The sequence below is a fragment of the Chitinophaga sp. genome, assembly GCF_036569185.1.
In the GTDB taxonomy this organism is placed as follows: domain Bacteria; phylum Bacteroidota; class Bacteroidia; order Chitinophagales; family Chitinophagaceae; genus Chitinophaga.
In genome coordinates this window covers 1-20,654 of record NZ_DATCRD010000386.1, presented here as the reverse complement: position 1 = coordinate 20,654, position 20,654 = coordinate 1, and the positions used below count along the sequence as shown (strand labels likewise).

Here is a 20,654-nt window from a genome sequence, read left to right as displayed (position 1 = left end):
GAAACTAAAGTTTTGTAAAATTAAAGCATGTACTTTTTTAAACTGTCATGCACTGTCATGCTTCCGGCCGGAGGTAGCATTTATAGAATTAAATCACTATCATTGTCCTGCAAAGAACCATGTTATAGTTTTACAGCTAATTCTACGGATCAACACCTGACGAACCATGAAACAACATCCGATCTTTAAGCATCTTTTTATTGATGATTTTTCTGCTACGCCTAAATACTATCAGCTGGCCAATTCTATTATCAAAGCCATTGTTGATAAAAAAGTGCAGCAGGACGATATCCTGCCCTCTATCAACGAAGTGAGTTACGCCTTTGAAATTTCGAGGGATACCGCGGAAAAGGCATACAAATACCTGAAGGGGCTTGGTATCCTGGGCTCGGTGCCCGGTAAAGGCTATTATGTATCGCAAACCAATCTTGACCAGCAATATAAGATACTGTTACTGTTCAACAAACTGAGCGAGCACAAAAAAATTATTTACGACTCGTTTGCAGACAAGCTGGGGGAACAGGCCAGTATCGACTTCTATATTTATAACAGCGATTTCAGCCTGTTTAAAAAACTGCTGTCGCAGAATATCAATGAATATACGCACATTGTCATACTCCCCCACTTCAGGGAAAGATGGGAACATGTGGATGAAGTGATCAATACCATTCCAAAAGAGAAGCTGATCCTGCTGGACAAAAAGCTGAAAGGGGTAACCGGCGAATACGGCGCCGTATATGAGAACTTCCAGGAAGATATTTACGGGGCGCTGGAACAAGCCAGGGATAAGCTGCAGCAGTACCATACCATCAAGATCATTTACCCCGATAATACCTATTACCCCGAAGAGATCTATGAAGGATTTATGCAGTTCTGCCAGAACTATGCTTTTAACAGTAAGAAGGTAGAAGAAATTGAAGAGGAAGATATACAACCGGGAGATGTATATATTAACCTGCGGGAAAATGACCTGGTGCTGTTGATAGAAAGGATCAACTCCCTGAACCTGAAGATAGGTAAAGACGTAGGCATCATCTCTTATAATGAAACACCACTGAAGAAATTTATCCTCAATGGTATCACTACTATTTCCACCGATTTTAAATGTATGGGGGAAATGGCGGCCCAACTGATACAGGATAACTCTCGGGCACAGATAGAGGTTCCCTTCTATGTAACCATGCGGGCATCTTTGTAATTAGCTTACCTTTGGATCACTAAAACGGGACGAACATGCAAACACAAGGCCACCCCAATGATCCATTGCACGGACTCACACTCGAGAAGATCGTTACCCACCTGTATGAAAGCTATGGCTGGGAAGAACTGGGGTACCAGGTAAGGATCAACTGTTTCATCAGCAACCCTTCTGTGCAAAGCAGTTTGAAATTTCTCCGTAAAACGCCATGGGCGAGGAAAAAGGTGGAGGATTTTTATATTTATTCCCTGCGGAAGAAGTTGTTGAAATGATTACAACTTAATCTTCAGCCCCATTTCCCGCTTCATAGTGAGCAGGGCTTCTGCGTTGCCTTTCGCGTCGTCCACCGGGTGATGGGTATGCGTTGTTTTACGCAGGTGCTTGAATGTCTGGAAAGTATCTTTCGTGAGCCCTTTGTATAAACTGCCAAGGTTCTGTGAACTGAACCCGAAGGGATTTTCACCGGTGAAATGATGAAAATACCAGCAGATGAACATCCAGTCGAAACCATTATTATCACTGATAAAAATGGGCCTGTCTTTGCTAACGGAATTAATCCATCCCTTAAACTCCCGCATTACCTGCGCGGGATCATTAAAGCCCATCGTTTCCTCACGGGTATGATTGGATACTGCCAACGCTTCAGGAATAAATTTATCTGAAACGGGTTTTAGCCTGCCGTAGAAGGTTTGGTTAAGGGACTCATTCACCAGCACGGCGCCAAAAGAGATCATAGAGTAATCGCCAGGGATCGGGCCGTCTGTTTCAACGTCCACCATAATAAATGCCATGTTTTTAAATTTGATGTTTTGGGTTTAACAATGCGTTATACATCTCACAAAAATATAAAAAATATCATATGCCAAAGAAAAAGGCATCCCGGCTTAGCCAGGATGCCTTTAACGCCAAAGCGTTAACAGATTCTCTTATGGAGCCGCCCGGGTTAAACTAAATTAACCTTAGGTGTCCATGAATATTCTGTAGATAACATGAATACCTCCTTTTCTTTGGTGAGAAATGAAACTACAACAAAATCTCTGAATAAGAACACATTACAACAAAAAAATAACATATAGCCGCAGTGGAATTATGTAAACGCCTGTTATTGCTGCTTTATAACAGACGGCAATAATATTTCCCGGATGCTTTTCTCAAAGGCATAGGCCCTGGGAATATCAGTTTCTTTATACCCAACATTCTCCATTACTACAAGACTGGTACGGGTAGCGGGATAATAGAAGTTGATCAGCGTAAAACCAAGCTCCGTCATATATCCCGTATGCCCAAGCTCCTGCTTATCGTCGCTGAGCACAATACCATAGCCGGTTCCCATAGTGCCGTATACGGTGTGCTGCCGGTGTTGCCAGGCATGCGTCATCAGCTGGTAGCTGCTGTCGTTCAGCAGTTTTCCTCCATATAACAATTCATTCCAACGAACCAGGTCGCGCGCAGTAGACACTACCCCTGCCCCGGCGTAATGCCAGTCCGGGATCGTATCCGTACACGCTTCCAGGCTACCCGACTGAGTTTCACGGTATCCCTGCACGGCACGCATACGGCCGGTGATACCGGAATGCTTCATACCATATTTCCTGAAAAGCGCTTCCACCAATTCCGTATAGGCTTTACCGGTAGTACGCTCCAAAACGGATTTCAACAGCGAATAGCCAAAATTGGAGTAAGCATACCGGGTCCCCGGTGGAAAAGCCAGCGGCTCATCAAACCACCGGACACCGGAAGTATGATTCAGCAGCTGGTGAATGGTGATGCTGTCGGCCCAGCTGTCTTTAATGTCAGGAAGACAGGCACGTAGTGTTTGCTGCAGCTGCAGATGCCCTTTCTCCACTTCCTGTAATACCAGTACGGCGGTCATCTGCTTGGTAACAGACATAATGATGAACGGGTCGTTGATACTGAGCGCCTGTTTGGTTTCGCGGTTAGCATAACCATGACTTTTTGCGTACAATGTTTTACCGTGCTGCGTAATCAGCACCACGCCATTGAATTCACGTGGGGTTTTGGTGGCCAGCAGGGAATCCAGCCTGGCGGAAAGGGGTTGCTGTGCCGCCACCGTAATAGTTAGCAGCAGCAGGAACCCTGTAAAAATAAAGGGGTTTATTTTCAATTTATTTTTTCTTTAACGCGGTGATGATTGCTTTTTCTGCCAGGGGGCCCATTACCAGGTAGCCGGCTTTGTTGGGATGCACACCATCAGAGGTAAGCTCCGCTTTCAGCCCTTTTCTTTCATCGGCCATTGGGGTGTAGTAATCCAGGTACACGCAATTATTTTTAGCGGCGTAGTTTTTAAGACGCTGATTCAGATCGGCGATCTTCTCCACCGGTTCCAGTCCTTTGCGCCAGGGATAATCAAATGCAGGCAATACAGACGATAATACTACTTTGATCCCGTTAGCCTTTGCCAGTTCCGTCATAGATACAATGTTGCCGAAAATGGTTTCCACGGGCGTATAACCGGTATTCCCGGCAATGTCGTTGGTACCTGCAAGGATCACTACCACTTCAGGCTTCAGGTTAATTACATCCGGGCGGAAGCGGATCAACATCTGCGGGGTTGTTTGTCCGCTGATGCCACGATTGATATATGGTTTGCCTTCAAAAAATTCCGGGTTCAGGTTACTCCACCCGATGGTAATGGAATTACCCATGAAAACCACCCGGTGCTCACCGGGTTTCGGGGCAGACACCCCGGCATTCGCCTCCTGGAAACATTTTAAACAGGCCCAGTCCTGTTTCATCAGTTCCTCCCGTTGTTTCTTTTCTTTTGCCGCTGCATCGGCATCGGTAGTATTCTGTGCAAAAGCTGCAGTGCCTGATATGGCAAACAGTGCTGCCAGTGCCAGGCTTTTTCTATTCATGATCATATACCAGGTTTTTTAAACTGTCTGCATTCTGATAAATGCAACGGAAAGTAACAATATTTTCCCGGCTTTTACAAACGCCTCTTTGCGGGCAGTTAGCGCCACTTATACAGGACAGTACAGGACAGTACAGGACGCAACAGGACAGGAATGTATTATTCTTCTGCTAAATTTAATTCCGTAATGTAATGCCGTTTCATCAAATCAAATTCCACTCGTTATGATCAGAACTCCCATCCTTTCTGGTAAAGGATCATCATGCCTGATACGTTTAGGCTTTACCTGTTCTGCCTTGTTATTCATCAACACTTTTTCCTACGCCCAAAAGAGTAACATCAGCGGGCAGGTAACAGACGCCGGAACAGGGTCGCCGCTTCCCAGTGTAACCGTTGGCGTTAAAGGTACCAGTCAGGGCGCATTCAGCGACGCCAATGGCAGATATACCATTGCCGCTGGTACATCAGACTCTCTTGTTTTCAGTATTATTGGCTATGTCAGCAAAACCTATTACGTAGGCACACGTACCCGCATCAGCGTACAACTGGAACCCAGCAATAAAGTGCTTAACCAGGTTGTAGTGGTGGGCTATGGTACGCAACAGAAAAAAGATGTAACAGGATCTGTGGGAATTGTTTCCATGAAGAACATTAAAGACATGCCCATTGCAGGCCCCGACCAGGCGCTGGCCGGCCAGATAGCTGGTATCCAGGTAAGTACTTCCAATGGTATACCCGGTGGCGGCCCGCAGGTGCAGGTACGCGGTATCGGCGCCGTGGGCGCCGGCAGCCAACCCCTGTATGTAGTGGATGGTTACCCGCTGTCCACTACTTCCGACCAGGTATCCGACCCGATGAATGCGATTAACCCGCAGGACATTGAATCGATGGCGGTGCTGAAAGACGCTTCTGCTACCGCTATCTACGGTTCCAGGGGCGCCAACGGCGTGGTATTGATCACCACCAAACGGGGCAGCTCCGGTATACCTACGGTGCAGCTCACCGCCAATTACGGCATCCAGGCCATTCCTCAGAAAGGACGTCCCAACCTGATGAACGGGCAGGAATTTGCACAGTTCAGGAAGGAATCCATCGAAGACAACATCCGCTTTACCGAGCACCGTGAGCCTACAGATGCCGATATCCCGGAAGTTTACCGTCACCCGGAACTGATCGGCGAAGGCACCAACTGGTTTGAAGCCATCACCCGTAACGCCCCCATGCAGGAAATAAACCTGAATGTAAGCGGCGGCAGCGATAAGATCAGGACTTTTATCTCCGCCGGTTACTTCAACCAGGACGGGGTGATCATCAACACCGGTTACCAGCGCTTCAGCGTCCGTGCAAACGTAGACGCCAATCTTACCGACCGGCTTAAGGTAGGCTTCAACATCGCCCCTTCCTATACCACCCGTAAAAGCGGTGCTGTGGGGGAAGGAAGAGCGGAAACATGGGGTACCGCCAGTCCTATTGAACCCATTTACAACCCTGACGGGTCATACAATGCCTACATACAGAGCCCAGGTACCTTCGGTCTTGCCAACCCGGTAATGGTACTGAATGAAAGCACCAATAAATCCAAAAGCAGCCGTATTTTATTTAACACTTACGGAGAATATGAAATTATCAAAGGGCTGAAATTCAAATCTACTTTTAACGTCGACTATCAGCAGGGCAGCAACGAATATTTCCGGCCCTCTACCCTTGCCAGGGAAAATGCAGCGCCACCCAGCATTCCTTCCGGCAACTTCGCTACCGGGGAATACCTGAACTGGCTGAATGAAAATACGCTCACTTACCAGCATACAACCGATAACGGCCACTCCTTCACCGGCCTGCTGGGTTATACAGTGCAGTCGCAAAAAGAACAGTACAGCGGCTTCAACGGCGCCAACTATCCTGACGATGATATCAAAACGCTCAATGCTGCTGCCACCATTACCGGCGGTACCGACAAAACAGAATGGGCCCTGCTTTCCTATCTCGCCAGGATCAATTACGCGTATAAAGATAAATACCTGGTAACCGCTACTGTGAGAAGCGATGGTTCTTCCAGGTTCGGGCCTGATAACCGCTGGGGCACCTTCCCTTCCGTAGCCCTGGGCTGGCGTATTTCACAGGAAGAATTCATGAAAAGCTCCAGGCTTTTCAGTGATCTGAAGTTAAGAGCCTCCTACGGTTTCACGGGTAACTTCAACATCGGTAATTACTCCTACATGAGCAACATCGGTACAGCCGATTATGTGCTCGGCGGCTCACTCACCGGCGGCCGTGTAATGAACACCCTCGGAAACCCCATCCTGGGCTGGGAAAAAATGCGTGAACTGAATATAGGCGTTGACGTTGGATTGCTGAAAGACCGCATCTACCTCACTATCGACGCTTATAAAAGAAATACGCAAGACCTTTTGCTGAACGTGGAAATACCACAGTCCAGCGGATTTGGTAACGTTACCGAAAACAAAGGCGATATGGAAAACAAGGGCCTGGAAATCGGCGTCTCTACCCGGAATATAGAAACCAAATCATTTACCTGGGCTACCAACTTCAACATCTCCTTCAACAGGAACAAGGTACTGAAACTGGGTACCGATAATGCGCCTATCTATTCCGGTAACAGCAGTGAAGGCAATCCCACCAACGTTACCATGGTAGGCAAACCGCTGGCGATGCTGTACGGGTATGTATTTGACGGCATTTACCAGAACCAGGCGGAAGTAGACAAAGGCCCTGCATTTCCGGGTGCTATTCCGGGTAACATCCGTTATAAGGATATCAATGGTAACGGCGTGATCAATCCCCGGGAAGACTTTGCCATCATTGGTAATCCTTATCCCAAATTTACCTGGGGTATGACGAACACGCTCAATTACAAAAAGTTTGACCTGCGTATACTGATTGTTGGTTCCAATGGGGCCGACAGGCTGCATGCCACCAACGACTATAATGGCAACATCGACGGCGTATTCAATGTAAGAAAAGATGTAGCCAACAGGTGGAGATCAGAAGAAAATCCAGGTAACGGAAGAGTGCCTACCACCAACGGTTCCGGCCGAGGCAGGGTAATGTACCGCGATGTTAGCTCACTCACCATTGAAAAGAATAACTATGCCTGGGTGAAAAATATCACGCTGGGATACAGCTTCCCTTCAGGGAAAGGATTTTTACAGAGCGCCAGGATCTATGCCAGTGTGCAGAATGCGCTGCTCTTTACCAAATACAGCGGCAACCCTGAGGTGACCAACTACATCGGGAAAGGCGGAAGCGGCGCCCTGGTACCGGGTATAGATTATTCCAACTATCCCGTACCAAGGATCTTTACCCTGGGCACCAATCTCACCTTTTAATTCAGTATTAAAAAGACCAGCAACATGAAAAGAAAAATATCATATATCGCCATACTCGCCATCGCCATGAACGGCTGCACCAGCATGCTGGATGTAAAGCCCAACTCATTCTCCAGCGGATCGAACTACTACAAAACCGAAGCGCAGGTACTCCGTGCTGTGAATGGCTGCTACGGCGTATTGCAGGAATTGTATGTGAGCGATTACTGGGCCATGTCGGAAATGAGGGCAGATAATACGAATTATCAGTACGATGAAAGCGACCGTGGGGCGCAGCAACGGGAAGAGATAGATGAATTCCTCATCACTCCTACCAACAACTATGTTAATAACGTATGGACTCAACTATACAGGAACATTCAACAAACCAATGTAGTCATTACCCGTATCGACGGTGTAACGTTTTCAAATGAAGCAACTAAAAAACAGTACCTCGGGGAAGCAAAGTTCCTCCGTGCGCTCTACTACTTTCACCTGGTGCGTCTTTTCGGCAGTGTACCGTTGCTGGTGAAAGAAGTAACCGGCCCGGAGGGGGCTTTGACCCCTACAAAGGCTTCAGTAGAGGAAGTATATGCACAGATCATTGCAGATGCAACAGAAGCTGCCGCTAACCTGCCGGCCACTTATCCTGCCGCTGAAACAGGCCGTGCTACCAAAGGCGCCGCACTAACGCTGCTGGGCGAAGTATATATGACCACAAAGGATTTTGCCAAAGCGGCAACTACCCTGAAAGAAGTTACTACGCTTGGCTATTCACTGGTGGCTGATTATGCGGACAACTTCGATCCGGCTAAAAAGAATAATGCGGAATCCATTTTTGCCGTGCAGTATAACTCCGGTATGGAAACAGAAAGCAGCAATTATATTTTCGTTTTTGGCCCGCGTAATGGTAAGAAAGATCTTACGGGTTTTAACGGTAACCTGGGCGGCAATAATATACCTACGCCCAGTATTGTGAATGCATATGAACCAGGCGATAAAAGAAAGGATGCTTCTATTTTTATGTACGACAGTCCTACCAATGCTGCCTTTGCTGAATCGGTTGCTTTTGGTGGAAAACTACCGCTCATCAAAAAATTCTATCATCCGCCATACGCGCTGGATGGCCGCGCCAATGAAAACTGGCCGGTATACCGCTATTCACAGGTATTGCTGATGCTGGCAGAAGCCATTAATGAAACCGGCAATGGGGACCCGCTGCAATATATCAATCCTGTGCGTAAACGCGCCGGCCTGAAAGAGCTGCCCGCCATGAGCCAGGCTGCCTTCCGGGACGCCGTATTCAATGAAGAACGCGTGGAGCTTGCTTTTGAAGATAACCGCTGGTACCAGTTGCTCCGTACCGGCAAAGCCATGTCTGTAATGACCGCGCATGGTGCTGAAGAAAAGAAACGGTTGTCGAGGTTAAGCCCTGCTTCCTACAATATTCAACCTTACCAGTTGTTATACCCGCTTCCTGAAAGAGAAGTGCGACTGAATGGCTTTGCACAAAATACCGGCTGGTAAAAAAAGTTAGAAAAACGGGAAAACGTTTACTATATTACTTCAGCTATAGTGAACGTCTTTCCCGGACAATGTATCAACTCAGGAACCTATTCAAGATTATATTATGACCACGTTACGTAAAAGAGCTTTTCCGCTGCTGTTACTGGTTTCTACCGTTCTTATGACCGGTGTGGCCTGTAATAACGGGAACGACTCAACGTCAGAGAACAAGCCGACAGGAAATCCAAAGATCGATGCCCTTAAATTACCTGATAACTTTAAGGCAGAACGATTGTACAGCCCGGGCGATAACAAGCAGGGCTCCTGGGTGTCGATGACCTTCGATACCAAAGGCCGCATGATCGTGTCCGATCAATATGGTTTTCTTTACCGGTTGCAGCTGCCTGCAGTAGGTGAAGATTCTTCCAAACTGAAAATTGAACAGCTCCGCATCGGTAACGATACTTCTACGCAAAAAGTATCCATGGGTTATGCGCAGGGGTTGCTCTATGCTTTCAACAGCCTCTATGTAATGGTGAATCACAACAGTGATGAACGTTTCGATAAAGGCAGCGGATTGTATCGCCTGCAGGACACCAATGGCGATGATCAGTTTGACAAGATCACCCTGCTGAAAGCACTGGAGGGCGAAGGAGAGCACGGGCCTCACAGCATCGTATTATCTCCCGATAAAAAATCCATCTATGTGATCGCAGGTAACTTTACGAAGATCCCGGAGATGAATAATTACAAAGTGCCTCCATCCTGGAACATCGACAACGTGCTGCCGTTTATCAAAGACCCTAACGGTCACGACAATACGGTAAATACACATGGCGGATGGATTGCGCATATCGACTCTACCGGTTCCAACTGGGAATTGATCAGCTCCGGCTACCGCAACCCGTTTGATCTTACGTTTAATGATGCCGGTGATATGTTCACCTATGATTCAGATATGGAATGGGATTTTGGTACTCCCTGGTACCGCCCTACCCGCATCTGCCAGGTAACCAGCGGCAGCGAATACGGATGGCGCCCGGGCACAGAGAAATGGTCGCCCGCCTACCCGGATAACTTACCACCGCTGCTGAACATCGGACAAGGCTCTCCTACCAACCTGATCTACGGCGGTAACGCCAGGTTCCCGGAGAAATACCGCAAATCATTATTTGCGTTCGACTGGAGCTTTGGTATCATCTATGCGATCAGCCTGCAGCCGGATGGCGCTTCCTATAGGGCGGGTGCAGAAGAATTCCTGTCCGGCTCACCACTGCCGTTAACCGATGGTATGATCGGCCCGGATGGCGCGCTTTACTTCCTTACAGGTGGCCGCAGGCTGGAGTCTGACCTGTATCGCGTGTATTATAAAGACAATAAGGAAAGTAATGAGCCATTAGCCGCTGCTCCGCCCACAGAAGCCGCCAACATCCGCAAACAGCTGGAAGCCTATCATGGTGGTGCAAAAGAAGGCGCTGTTGATTTTGCCTGGCCTTACCTGAAACACAGTGATCGCTTTATCCGCTTTGCAGCGAGAATAGCGATAGAAAACCAACCGGTAAGCCAGTGGCAGAATAAAGTATTACAGGAGAAAGATCCTGAAACACTGATCCAGGGAACCATAGCGCTGGCGCGCCAGGGAAAGGAAAATGTAGAAAAACTGCTGTTGCCTCAACTGATGACGATCAACTATGCATCTTTGTCGCCTTCCCAGCAGATCGACCTGCTGCGTGCTTTTGAACTGGTGTTTGTACGTATGGGTAAACCCGATGCAGCATTATCTGCCCAGGTGGCCGCGTATCTCGATCCGCAGTATCCTGCTGCTACCAATGACCTGAACAGGTCGCTGAGTAAAGTGCTGGTGTACATCAATGCGCCAAACGCAGTAGAAAAAACAATGGCATTGCTGGCCAGCGCCAAGGATGATACAGCCGCTGCTAAAACCGCCATGAAATCGGCCGACCTGATCATGCGCAACCCGCAGTACGGACTGGATATTGCCGGTATGTTATCCAAAATGCCTCCTTTACAGCAAACATGGTATGCTACAGTATTAAGCCAGGCTAAAACCGGCTGGACGCCTGAACTGCAGGAACAATATTTCAAGTGGTTCTATAATGCTTTCAATTATAAAGGCGGCCATAGTTTTATTGGGTTCATTAATAACGCAAGAAAAAATGCACTGGAAAATGTGCCGAAAAAAGAATACGCCCACTTCAACCAGATCTCCGGGGACTCCTTGCTGAAAAGCGGAGGTAACATGGCGGCAGGCTTCGCGCAGCCAAAGGGCCCCGGCAGAAGATGGACCGTGGAAGAAGCGCTTAAAGTAGTAGACAGCGCTACTACCGGCCGCGATTTTGAAAGAGGCCGTGCGATGTTCGCAACTTCGTTGTGCAGCTCCTGTCATGGTATGCGTGGCGAAGGCGGCACCGCCGGACCGGACCTAACGCAGCTGGGTACACGTTTTTCCAATAAAGACATCCTGGAAGCGATCATTGAGCCAAGCAAAACTATTTCTGATCAATACGAGGCCACTGTTTTTTCTCTGAAAAATGGCAGCACTGTAGTTGGTCGCCTGGTAACGCAGGATAAAGAGAAATACGTTATCTCCCAAAATCCTTTTGCTACACAGGACCAGCGGGAATTACTGAAGAAAGATGTAACAGGCACCAAAGCCTCTACGGTTTCTGTGATGTTGCCCGGGCTGATCAACCGTTTGAATGAAGATGAGCTGAGAGACCTGATGGCTTACCTGAAGTCCGGCGGTAACAAACAGGATTCTGTTTTCCTTGCAACTAAACAGCTGGGTAAGAAATAATTTTTTTTCCGGAAGATAAATAACGCGCGGATGAAGGCTAATAATCAGTCGTGGCAACATAAGCTCTCGAATCATTTTCAACTGGGAGGTATAGAAACGGCGGTGCTGGACAACGGCCCCGGGAGGGGAACCCGCATCGCCTGGATCAATACCGGTACCGGGTTACGTTATAAAGTGGTTATCGACCGGGCCATGGATATTGCGGATGCTTTTTTTCATCAGCATAGCCTGGCCTGGTTAAGTCATGGCGGAATTATTGCACCTTCCCGCGCGGTGAACAGAGGTTTGGACTGGCTCCAAACCTTTGGCGGTGGATTGATGACCACCTGCGGATTAATGCATGTTGGCGGCCCCGAAACCGATGAATATGGCGAGCGCGGCTTACATGGCCCCATCAGCAATACGCCGGCGGAAATCATTTCCGTAATACAACCCGATCCCGTAGCCGGGCAAATGGAAATGAGCATCACCGGCATTATGCAGCAAACCAGTGCACTGGGCCCCAAGCTGGCGCTGAAACGCACCATTTCCGGTACGCTGGGCAAAGCAGAGATCCATGTGCATGATGAAGTGATCAACAGGGGCAATATTACCGCGCCGCATATGCTGCTGTACCATTTCAATTTCGGATGGCCGCTGATAGACGAAGGCGCCGACATCTGCTGGAAAGGAAGCTGGGTATCCAGGGAAGGTAACCCGGATCATATTTTTAATGCGGACCACAATTATAAAAAATGCCTGGCGCCGCTCGATAGTCATGCCGGTGGCGGTGAAGAAGCCGCTATTATAGACCCTGTGGCAGATGCCAACGGATGGTGCACCTGTGGGGTGCATAACGCGGCGCTGCAACTGGCATTCTCGCTGCGGTTTAAAAAAGCGCAGCTGCCGGTGCTCACCAACTGGCAGCATTGGGGCAAAGGCGAATATGTAATGGGGCTGGAACCCGGCACGCATCCACCCACCGGGCAGGCGAAGGCCAGGCGTGATGGCTCGCTGCTGTTCATGGAACCCGGTGAACGCCGGGAGTATGAACTGCAGGTAAACCTGTTGCATTCCAACGAAACAATCAAATCATTTCTCACTGATCTTTTATAATCATTTTAAAGCTCATGGAAAAAACAAGCTTAGCAGAAAAAGCATTCGAACAGGGACAAGGGATTCTCCGGCTGGCGCCAACCTGGGTGCCCAGATCTTTTTGTGTGCCAGGACGGCGGATCAAATTGCACCCGGACGATTATTACGTACTGGGAGGCGAAAGAGGCGGTATTGACGAGCGTTGGCTATCCTCTACCACTCCGGCAAAGAACGGCCCTTTAACAGGCGAAAATGAAGGTTTAAGCATGGTGGTAGTCAGCGATGGCAACAGCACGCAGCAATTCTTACTGAAAGATGCCATCAGTGAATTAAAAGATAAGCTGATCGGGAAACGCTTATGGGATACCTATGGGGCCTGGCCTATGTATTCCAAGTTCTTTGATAACATGGGACCGCTCCCCCATCATATTCACCACAACGATGAAAAAGCTGCGTTGATTGGCCAGGCCGGAAAACCGGAAGCCTATTACTTTCCGCCGCAGCTGAATAATCATGGCGGTGATTTCCCTTATACTTTCATGGGTATTGCCCCTGGTACTACCCGGGAACAGATAAAGGAATGTTTGATGAACTTTACAAAGGGAGATAACAAGATCACCAATTACTCCCAGGCTTACCGCCTGGAACCAGGCACCGGGTGGGATGTTCCGCCGGGACTGCTCCATGCGCCGGGCAGCCTGTGCACTTATGAACCGCAGAAAGCCTCCGATGTATTTGCCATGTATCAATCGCTGGTAAACGAAGCCATTGTACCTGAAGTACTGCTCTGGAACGGCACCCCGAAAGAAAGCATCGGGGATTATGATGCGCTGATGGATGTGATCGACTGGGAACTGAACGTAGATCCCAACCAGTTCCAGAACCGCTTTATGCCGCCTAAACCGGCCGCTAACGGGGAAGGATATACGGAGAACTGGGTATGCTATAAATCAGATGCTTTCAGTGCCAAAGAACTGACCATTGCCCCGGGCGCTACCGTGGTGATCAGAGACAGCGCCGCCTATGGCATCATCCTGATGCAGGGACACGGTAAAATGGGCGTGTGGGATATTGATACCCCGGCGCTGATCCGCTACGGGCAGTTAACCAACGATGAATTCTTTATTAGTGAAGCTGCGGCAACTGCGGGGGTGAAAATTGTGAACCACTCTTCCACCGATCCCATTGTAATGCTGAAACATTTTGGTCCGGGTAATCCTGACCTCGTGTTGTAATTTATTAAAAGCAACGTTATGAAAGATAATAACTATCCAAAACTGCACAACGCCACCTGGCCGGGCATCGTGGGCAAAGGAGATGGCTCGGAGCCCATCATCCCGTTTGATACGCTGCTGGAAATGACTGCCAACGCAAACGTGAACGGCGTTAAATTCGACGGTATAGATATCGGGTTATTTGATCCGCATGTACCTGCAGACAGTTCAGACGATGACCTGAAAAGGCTGGTAGAAAAAGTATCTTCCTACAATCTTGAAATAGGTAGTCTTGTAGCGCCGATCTGGCCTCCCAGCGGAGGTTCTGCCATGGGCAGCAAAGAAGACAGGGCTAAGTTTGTAGAACAGGTGCGGAAAGCGTGCCATGTGGGCAAACGGCTCCGCGACCTGGGTATCCGGCCTAACGGCGTAGTCCGCATCGACTCCGCCTGCAGTCCGGAAGACTGGTCCAAAGATCCCGCCGGTAATACAAAGCTGATTGCACAAACTTTTAGGGAGGCCTGCGACGTAGCAGCAGGCTATGGCGAGAAACTGGCCGCGGAAGGTGAAATCTGCTGGGGTGGCATGCATAGCTGGAAAACCATGCTGGATACCCTGGAGGCGGTAGACCGTCCCAATATTGGGTTCCAGGCGGATATGTCGCATACCTTCCTGTACCTGCTGGGGTACAACAGCCCGGAAGACAGGATACTGCCGGCTGATTTTGAGTGGAGCGACCGCGAAACGCTGAAGGCGGGTCTGCGCAAACTCACACATGCGCTCCGTCCGTGGATGATCGACTTCCACGTAGCGCAAAACGATGGCACCGTGCACGGGAGCGGCTCCCATGATAAAACCGGCCGCCACTGCCTCGCCACTGATCCCAACGGCAAACTGAATATTGCCGAAGACGCAGGATTCTGGTTGCGCGACGATAACGGTGCGCTCACCAAAGCAGTGAAGCATATCTGCTGGGATGGTTGCATGTTTCCCAATGCCGTGATGACCCAACAGAAAACCTGGAACGATATTCTTGCTGCCATGGTAGCGGTAAGACAACAACACGGATGGCAGGAATAGTTTTTTAATTATTAACCAGTGAAAACTATGACAACAAAGAAAGAACTGAGGATAGGATTAATAGGATGCGGCTTTATGGGCAGAACCCATTCCAACGGGTACCTGCGGGTGAAAAATTTCTTTCCGGACCTGGCATACCAGCCGGTGCTGAAAGCCGTATGTTCCCGTACAGAAAGCAAAGCCCGTGCGTTTGCGGCGCAATGGGGATATGAATCTGTGGAAACAGATTGGAAAGCCCTTATTGCGCGCGATGATATCGATGCCGTAGACATCTGTACGCCCAATGATATGCACGCCGAAATAGCCATCGCCGTTGCCGCAGCTGGTAAAATGATCCTCTGCGAAAAGCCGCTGGCACGTACGCTGCAGGAATCGGAAGGCATGGTGGCCGCCATTGAAAAAGCAGGCGTGCCCAATACTGTATGGTACAACTACCGCCGGTTGCCGGCGGTTACCCTTGCAAAAAAGATCATCGACTCCGGCAAGCTGGGACGTATTTTTCATTACCGTGCCAACTTCCTGCAGGACTGGACCATTAACGCCAACCTGCCCCAGGGCGGCGAAGGGCTGTGGAGAATGGATGCAGATGTAGCCGGTTCCGGCGTGGTGGGCGACCTGCTCTCCCATTGCATTGATACCGCGTTATGGCTGAACGGCAGTATCACCAATGTAACAGCTATGACCGAAACCTTTGTAAAGGAACGCATGCACCAGCTCACCGGCAAAGTAGAAAAAGTAAACATCGATGATGCCTGCTCCTTCCTGTGCCGCTTCAGCAACGGCTCTCTTGGCCTCTTTGAATCAACCCGTTATGCACGCGGACATAAAGCATTATATACGTTTGAAATTAACGGCGAAAATGCTTCCATCCGCTGGGACCTGCATGACCTGAACCGCCTGGAATACTTCGATAACGCAGACGCCTCTACGGTGCGGGGATGGCGCTCCATTCATGTAACCGACGGCGACCAGCCCTATATGGATAAATGGTGGGTACCCGGGTTGGGTATCGGCTACGAGCATTCATTTGTGCACCAGGCAGCCGATTTCCTGAAAAGCCTGGAAACCGGGGCGCCCTGTTCCCCTACTTTTAAAGAAGCACTGGAAACACAAAAGGTATGTCAGGCAGTACTTGATTCAGCTGCCGCTGGTTCCTGGAAAGATACAAATGCAGCATAAGTAACGGTGAAGGCTATACGCAGTAGACTTACTATCTCCCAGGGATATACGAAAAAATATCAAACACTTTAAAATATCAATTATGCTGAAAAGAACCAGTGCACTGCTTTTCCCGTTGGCCGCAGCCAGCCTGCTGTTTACGACGGGCAGCTGCCAGACAGGCGGCAGTCATGCGGGCAACAGTCCCACCACCGACAGCACCGGTAGCAGTAAAGGCTTTGAGCAGATCTTCGACGGTAAAACGCTGAACGGCTGGGAAGGCGATTCCGTTCACTGGCGGGCGGAGAATGGCCATATTGTTGGTGAAGTAACACCGGAAACGCTGCTGAAAACCAACACCTTCCTCATCTGGAAAGGAGATCAGCCGGCCGACTTTGAACTGACCTGCGAATTCAAAATTACCAGCGGTGGTAACAGCGGCATCAACTACCGCAGTGTGATGGTGGAAAATGTGCCCCATGCACTGAAAGGCTACCAGGCAGATATTGATGGCGCCAACCGTTATACCGGTCAGAATTACGAAGAAAGAGGACGCACTACGCTCGCCTACCGCGGGCAGATTACCACTATCCCCGAGGCAACTGATTCACTAAAAGACGGCGTTAAAAACAACGCCTGGACACCTACGGTGGTCACCGGTTCACTCGGCAGCTCCGATTCGCTGAAAACACTTATCAAAAGCGAGGACTGGAACAAATGCCGGCTCGTGGTAAAAGGTAATCGTCTCCAGCATTACATCAACGGTGTACTGATGAGCGATGTTACCGATAACGATACGGTGAACGGGAAATCCAAAGGCTTACTGGGTGTGCAGGTGCACGTAGGCGGCCCTATGAAGGTAGAGTACCGTAATATTATGCTTAAGCGGCTTTAACCATGATATATATACAAAAAACGGCTGCAGCGAATTTTCACTGCAGCCGTCTTTTTTGCGGGAATACTGTGTAGATACTCCAGGGCAACAGTATGGATACTGCCTGTTTCCCCCGGATATTCCCCGTATCCGGGTCGTATTTTCGCCGAATATAACTTATATCTGTAAAGAGCGGATGATATATGAAAGATCTATGCTTAAATTCCGGAACAGATGGGTATGATCCTGGTCTTTATCCCTGAGTAATAGTAACTTTTTTTATCTTAGCTGCAAAAAAACAGGAAACAATGCAGCTATCGCTTGCCATAGACATGGACGAAACCATTGCCGATCCAATAAAAAAAGCCAGGGCATGGTATTACAGGGACTTCGGCAAAACATTCACTACAGAAGAGCTCCACGGCAAAACATTATCTGATATCCTGCCGGAAGAACATAAAACAAAGATCAAGGAATACCTGAATACGCCGGGCTTTTTCCGCGACCTGGAAATATTCCCGAATGCAGTGGAAGTAATAAAGGAACTGAATAAGAAATACAAAGTATATATTGTATCCGCAGCGATGGAGTTCCCTACGTCACTGAAAGACAAATACGACTGGCTGCAGGAGCATTTTCCTTTTCTCGACTGGCGGCAGTACTGCCTTTGCGGCGATAAATCTATTGTGCAAACAGACATTATGATAGATGATCTCATCCGCAACTTCAGCAATTTTAAAGGCCGGCCCTTGCTGTATCACGGGCATCATAATGTACATGTGGAAGGCTATGAAAGAATCATGGATTGGGAAGATGCCGCAAGAAAACTATTGTAGTTATCTGCCGCAAACCTGGTCCGCCAAAAATTCGTACCTTTCCGTACGGACCACGCTTAAATGCCGCTTTATATGGGAAAATTTTTTGACGATATCAAGCCCGTACACCAGGACTTTATCGCTGCACAGAAACTGTTTTTCGTTGCCTCAGCCCCGTTAAGTGACCAGGGCCATGTTAATCTTTCGCCGAAGGGGCTCGATAGCTTCCGGGTGCTTTCCGCCAACCGGGTAGCCTATCTTGATATTGTGGGGAGCGGGAATGAAACATCCGCGCATCTGCAGGAGAACGGCCGTATTACCTTTATGTTCTGCGCTTTTGACGGGCCACCTAATATTCTGCGTTTATACGGTAAAGGCTATACGGTGTTACCCGGCGATCCTGAATGGAAAGAGTTATCAGCTCTATTTACTTTACTACCCGCCACCCGGCAGATCATTGTGGCTGATATCCATAAAGTACAAACATCCTGTGGTTTTGGCGTTCCGCTGTATGAATACACCGGGGAGCGCGACCATGCCGCCAAATGGGCCGAAAAGAAAGGCCCGGAAGGACTGGAAGCCTACAAGGCCGAGAAGAACAGCGTAAGCATGGATGGATTGCCCACGCCGTTGGGAGCGTAATGATACCCGCAGCTATGCTTCACTGACCATCGGGATATAGCAATAAAAAAAGCCACCACCGGTGGCTTTGATATCTAAACACATCAATAAAAAATTAGTTCAGCACATAATGCGCCAGCACTTTCTGCACTTCATACACATCTACCGATTTACTGAACTGCTTCTTAATACTGGGTTGCATCTCGCCGGAGATCCAGATCTTCAGCTCCGCATCCAGTTCAAATGTGCCGGCTGTTTCCACGCTGAACCTTGAAATGCTTTTGTAGGAAATACTGCGGTATTCTGTTTTACTGCCGGTTAGTCCCTGCTTATCAATAAGGATAAGCCGTTTATTGGTGAAAATAAAAGTATCCCTGATCAGCTTAAATCCCAGCTCTACCCGTTCTGTATCCAGCAAAAGCTTGCCGTAATCCTTCGTTAGCTGCTCCGGGCTAACAGTGGCTGCATTGCCAATAAGGCCTGAAAAAAATCCCATATGAAAATGACGTTTGTTGTAGTGACAAACTACAAGATATTATAAATATTGCAAATAACAGAACACTTTCTCTACGCCTCATCTTTGGTGTTCCGCACCAGGCCTATACCTGATACAAAGAAAATAATCCCGATGACTGCGGCGACCAGCAACTGCCGCCAGTTCATATTCTGCTGGATAAATCCATAACCGGCATAAATGAGACCTGCTATACCCAGGATAGTCAGGATAGTTCCGAAGAGTCTTTTTACATTCATGGCTTGCGTTATTTGACAATGAGTCGAACAATATCTGTGCCGCCCGGGAAGCTGTTTCTGCCGTTGGAATGGAAAGAAAAAGAATATCTATATATTTGACTGATATATCCGTCTATCTATGAGGCTACTCACACTATTGATTGCTTTGCTTTTATCTGTCCACATCTGTACCGGACAAACAAATAAATTCCGCGCTATTGTTATGGCCGATGACTACCTGCAACTGAACATCGGGGAAATTATATTCCGTTATCGAATGATACTATGTACCTGGATTCCACTGGCATCATTAATATAGATCTGGCAAAAGAAAACCATCGTGTATTTTACTACGCATGGGGCGAAGGGCCAAGCAGGATATACCGTTTTCCTCAGGCAACAGTTGCAGATACCCTGGTAACTATCAGAGTGCCGGACTACCAGTACTACGCTGATTTTGTTGCCAGGAAAAAATGCCCGGTTTGTTTGTCGGGCAGGCATATTATCCCCATCCAGTATGGTTATCCCAGCCGAAAGATGTTCAGGAAATCCGATGCAGGAAAAATATCTTTGGGTGGTTGCATTCTTTCTAAATATTCACCCCGGTTGTATTGTAAAAAAGATGACTTCCGGTTTTAAGACGAACAGCAACAAATTCAGATCACCAATCATCTGTCCTGAAAGACGAAGCCGGCAACCCGGCTGAATTATACAGATCCCCCTTTACCCAGTTCTTAAATCCATATCTCACCGCTACCGGCGTTGTTACTGCATCACACTGCACCTTTACCTGGTTCCGGTGTATAATCACTGCTGTAGCAGCGTGAAAAACATGATCGCTGCCCGCCATCTCAAATTGCGCCAGCGCCTTGTTCCCGCTGGTAAGCCCATCTTTCACAAAATCAAAATAAAGATAAGCGGCCCGTCCCCTGGTCTTCATTTTCCTGAAAACAGGCGAAGCGTAGTCAATTCCTTTTTGATGGTATGTTCTTGCAAGCGCCCAATACGCCAGCCGCTGGCTTACTACTGTTTTATCCGGTGGATGGATGTACTTTTCTTCGCCTGCATCAAGCGTTACGGCCATACCGGCATGCGGAATATCCTGCAAAGCCAGCAACTGGGATTCCCTTAAAACAGCAGGTAACAATTTATGATAAGGATCCGCATAACCATAAGGCGCTATCTGCACGTAATAGAAAGGAAGTGTCCCTCCACTCCAGCGCGACCTCCATTCCTTTACCATGGCAGGTAACAGCCTGCGGTAAAGCAAAGGATGTTCCCTGTTGGATTCTCCCTGGTACCACACAAATCCTTTTACCGTATAGTTACATACCGGCAGGATCATGGAATTAAATAAGATGGA

19 protein-coding genes are annotated in these 20,654 nt (G+C 48.5%); 13 read left to right on the top strand and 6 right to left on the bottom strand.

The window, feature by feature from the left end:
- Nucleotides 1-166 precede the first annotated feature (166 nt).
- Nucleotides 167-1,198: a GntR family transcriptional regulator gene (locus VIM72_RS29030; RefSeq protein ID WP_332006302.1), complete on the top strand. Its 1,032-nt coding sequence runs from the start codon at nt 167-169 to the stop codon at nt 1,196-1,198.
- A 35-nt stretch (nt 1,199-1,233) separates the two neighbouring features.
- Nucleotides 1,234-1,470 (top strand): VF530 family protein, encoded by a 237-nt coding sequence (locus VIM72_RS29025; protein WP_332006301.1) that lies wholly within the window; start codon nt 1,234-1,236, stop codon nt 1,468-1,470.
- Here VIM72_RS29025 and VIM72_RS29020 read toward each other — a convergent pair whose 3' ends face one another.
- The 3 genes from VIM72_RS29020 to VIM72_RS29010 form a co-directional block, all read right to left on the bottom strand.
- On the bottom strand, nt 1,471-1,989 hold the full coding sequence (locus tag VIM72_RS29020) for a 3'-5' exoribonuclease domain-containing protein (RefSeq protein WP_332006300.1): 519 nt from the start codon (nt 1,987-1,989) through the stop codon (nt 1,471-1,473).
- A gap of 311 nt (nt 1,990-2,300) precedes the next feature.
- A complete protein-coding gene (locus VIM72_RS29015) occupies nt 2,301-3,323 on the bottom strand; it encodes a serine hydrolase domain-containing protein (protein ID WP_332006299.1) in 1,023 nt (340 codons plus the stop codon).
- A gap of 1 nt (nt 3,324) precedes the next feature.
- Entirely contained in the window at nt 3,325-4,074 is a 750-nt protein-coding gene (locus tag VIM72_RS29010; RefSeq protein WP_332006298.1) for an SGNH/GDSL hydrolase family protein, read from the bottom strand.
- A gap of 223 nt (nt 4,075-4,297) precedes the next feature.
- Here VIM72_RS29010 and VIM72_RS29005 point away from each other — a divergent pair, with 223 nt between their 5' ends.
- From VIM72_RS29005 to VIM72_RS28960, 10 genes are all read left to right on the top strand, one after another.
- A complete protein-coding gene (locus VIM72_RS29005; RefSeq protein WP_332006297.1) occupies nt 4,298-7,420 on the top strand; it encodes a TonB-dependent receptor in 3,123 nt (1,040 codons plus the stop codon).
- 24 nt (nt 7,421-7,444) lie between these two features.
- Entirely contained in the window at nt 7,445-8,926 is a 1,482-nt protein-coding gene (locus VIM72_RS29000; RefSeq protein WP_332006296.1) for a RagB/SusD family nutrient uptake outer membrane protein, read from the top strand.
- A gap of 103 nt (nt 8,927-9,029) precedes the next feature.
- Nucleotides 9,030-11,723: a c-type cytochrome gene (locus VIM72_RS28995; protein WP_332006295.1), complete on the top strand. Its 2,694-nt coding sequence runs from the start codon at nt 9,030-9,032 to the stop codon at nt 11,721-11,723.
- A gap of 30 nt (nt 11,724-11,753) precedes the next feature.
- A complete protein-coding gene (locus tag VIM72_RS28990; protein WP_332006294.1) occupies nt 11,754-12,818 on the top strand; it encodes an aldose 1-epimerase family protein in 1,065 nt (354 codons plus the stop codon).
- 14 nt (nt 12,819-12,832) lie between these two features.
- Complete coding sequence (locus tag VIM72_RS28985; RefSeq protein ID WP_332006293.1) at nt 12,833-14,032, top strand: hypothetical protein; 1,200 nt, start codon at nt 12,833-12,835, stop codon at nt 14,030-14,032.
- Between the two features lie 18 nt (nt 14,033-14,050).
- Entirely contained in the window at nt 14,051-15,091 is a 1,041-nt protein-coding gene (locus VIM72_RS28980) for a sugar phosphate isomerase/epimerase family protein (RefSeq protein ID WP_332006292.1), read from the top strand.
- 27 nt (nt 15,092-15,118) lie between these two features.
- On the top strand, nt 15,119-16,270 hold the full coding sequence (locus tag VIM72_RS28975) for a Gfo/Idh/MocA family oxidoreductase (RefSeq protein ID WP_332006291.1): 1,152 nt from the start codon (nt 15,119-15,121) through the stop codon (nt 16,268-16,270).
- Between the two features lie 82 nt (nt 16,271-16,352).
- Nucleotides 16,353-17,144 (top strand): DUF1080 domain-containing protein, encoded by a 792-nt coding sequence (locus tag VIM72_RS28970; protein ID WP_332006290.1) that lies wholly within the window; start codon nt 16,353-16,355, stop codon nt 17,142-17,144.
- Nucleotides 17,145-17,431: 287 nt separating this feature from the next.
- Nucleotides 17,432-17,959 (top strand): 5' nucleotidase, NT5C type, encoded by a 528-nt coding sequence (locus tag VIM72_RS28965; protein WP_332006289.1) that lies wholly within the window; start codon nt 17,432-17,434, stop codon nt 17,957-17,959.
- 72 nt (nt 17,960-18,031) lie between these two features.
- Nucleotides 18,032-18,580: a pyridoxamine 5'-phosphate oxidase family protein gene (locus tag VIM72_RS28960; RefSeq protein ID WP_332006288.1), complete on the top strand. Its 549-nt coding sequence runs from the start codon at nt 18,032-18,034 to the stop codon at nt 18,578-18,580.
- 94 nt (nt 18,581-18,674) lie between these two features.
- Here VIM72_RS28960 and VIM72_RS28955 read toward each other — a convergent pair whose 3' ends face one another.
- The gene (locus VIM72_RS28955) at nt 18,675-19,055 is read right to left on the bottom strand and encodes a PH domain-containing protein (RefSeq protein ID WP_332006287.1); all 381 of its coding nucleotides are present in this window, start codon (nt 19,053-19,055) and stop codon (nt 18,675-18,677) included.
- Nucleotides 19,056-19,126: 71 nt separating this feature from the next.
- Complete coding sequence (locus tag VIM72_RS28950; protein ID WP_332006286.1) at nt 19,127-19,312, bottom strand: hypothetical protein; 186 nt, start codon at nt 19,310-19,312, stop codon at nt 19,127-19,129.
- A gap of 264 nt (nt 19,313-19,576) precedes the next feature.
- On the opposite strand from VIM72_RS28950, the gene VIM72_RS28945 reads away from it, so the two are divergent.
- Complete coding sequence (locus VIM72_RS28945) at nt 19,577-19,930, top strand: hypothetical protein (protein WP_332006285.1); 354 nt, start codon at nt 19,577-19,579, stop codon at nt 19,928-19,930.
- Nucleotides 19,931-19,952: 22 nt separating this feature from the next.
- On the opposite strand, the gene VIM72_RS28940 is transcribed toward VIM72_RS28945, so the two are convergent.
- A partial coding sequence (locus tag VIM72_RS28940; RefSeq protein ID WP_332006284.1) for a sialate O-acetylesterase occupies nt 19,953-20,654 on the bottom strand: 702 nt, incomplete at its 5' end.

Coding starts and splice junctions, on each gene's coding strand:
- VIM72_RS28960 (WP_332006288.1), top strand. CDS start 18,032: ATGGGAAAATTTTTTGACGATATCAAGCCCGTACACCAGGACTTTATC.
- VIM72_RS28990 (WP_332006294.1), top strand. CDS start 11,754: ATGAAGGCTAATAATCAGTCGTGGCAACATAAGCTCTCGAATCATTTT.
- VIM72_RS29020 (WP_332006300.1), bottom strand. CDS start 1,989: ATGGCATTTATTATGGTGGACGTTGAAACAGACGGCCCGATCCCTGGC.
- VIM72_RS28980 (WP_332006292.1), top strand. CDS start 14,051: ATGAAAGATAATAACTATCCAAAACTGCACAACGCCACCTGGCCGGGC.
- VIM72_RS28995 (WP_332006295.1), top strand. CDS start 9,030: ATGACCACGTTACGTAAAAGAGCTTTTCCGCTGCTGTTACTGGTTTCT.
- VIM72_RS28950 (WP_332006286.1), bottom strand. CDS start 19,312: ATGAATGTAAAAAGACTCTTCGGAACTATCCTGACTATCCTGGGTATA.
- VIM72_RS28965 (WP_332006289.1), top strand. CDS start 17,432: ATGCAGCTATCGCTTGCCATAGACATGGACGAAACCATTGCCGATCCA.
- VIM72_RS29010 (WP_332006298.1), bottom strand. CDS start 4,074: ATGAATAGAAAAAGCCTGGCACTGGCAGCACTGTTTGCCATATCAGGC.
- VIM72_RS28945 (WP_332006285.1), top strand. CDS start 19,577: ATGTACCTGGATTCCACTGGCATCATTAATATAGATCTGGCAAAAGAA.
- VIM72_RS29030 (WP_332006302.1), top strand. CDS start 167: ATGAAACAACATCCGATCTTTAAGCATCTTTTTATTGATGATTTTTCT.
- VIM72_RS28975 (WP_332006291.1), top strand. CDS start 15,119: ATGACAACAAAGAAAGAACTGAGGATAGGATTAATAGGATGCGGCTTT.
- VIM72_RS28955 (WP_332006287.1), bottom strand. CDS start 19,055: ATGGGATTTTTTTCAGGCCTTATTGGCAATGCAGCCACTGTTAGCCCG.
- VIM72_RS28985 (WP_332006293.1), top strand. CDS start 12,833: ATGGAAAAAACAAGCTTAGCAGAAAAAGCATTCGAACAGGGACAAGGG.
- VIM72_RS28970 (WP_332006290.1), top strand. CDS start 16,353: ATGCTGAAAAGAACCAGTGCACTGCTTTTCCCGTTGGCCGCAGCCAGC.
- VIM72_RS29025 (WP_332006301.1), top strand. CDS start 1,234: ATGCAAACACAAGGCCACCCCAATGATCCATTGCACGGACTCACACTC.
- VIM72_RS29005 (WP_332006297.1), top strand. CDS start 4,298: ATGATCAGAACTCCCATCCTTTCTGGTAAAGGATCATCATGCCTGATA.
- VIM72_RS29000 (WP_332006296.1), top strand. CDS start 7,445: ATGAAAAGAAAAATATCATATATCGCCATACTCGCCATCGCCATGAAC.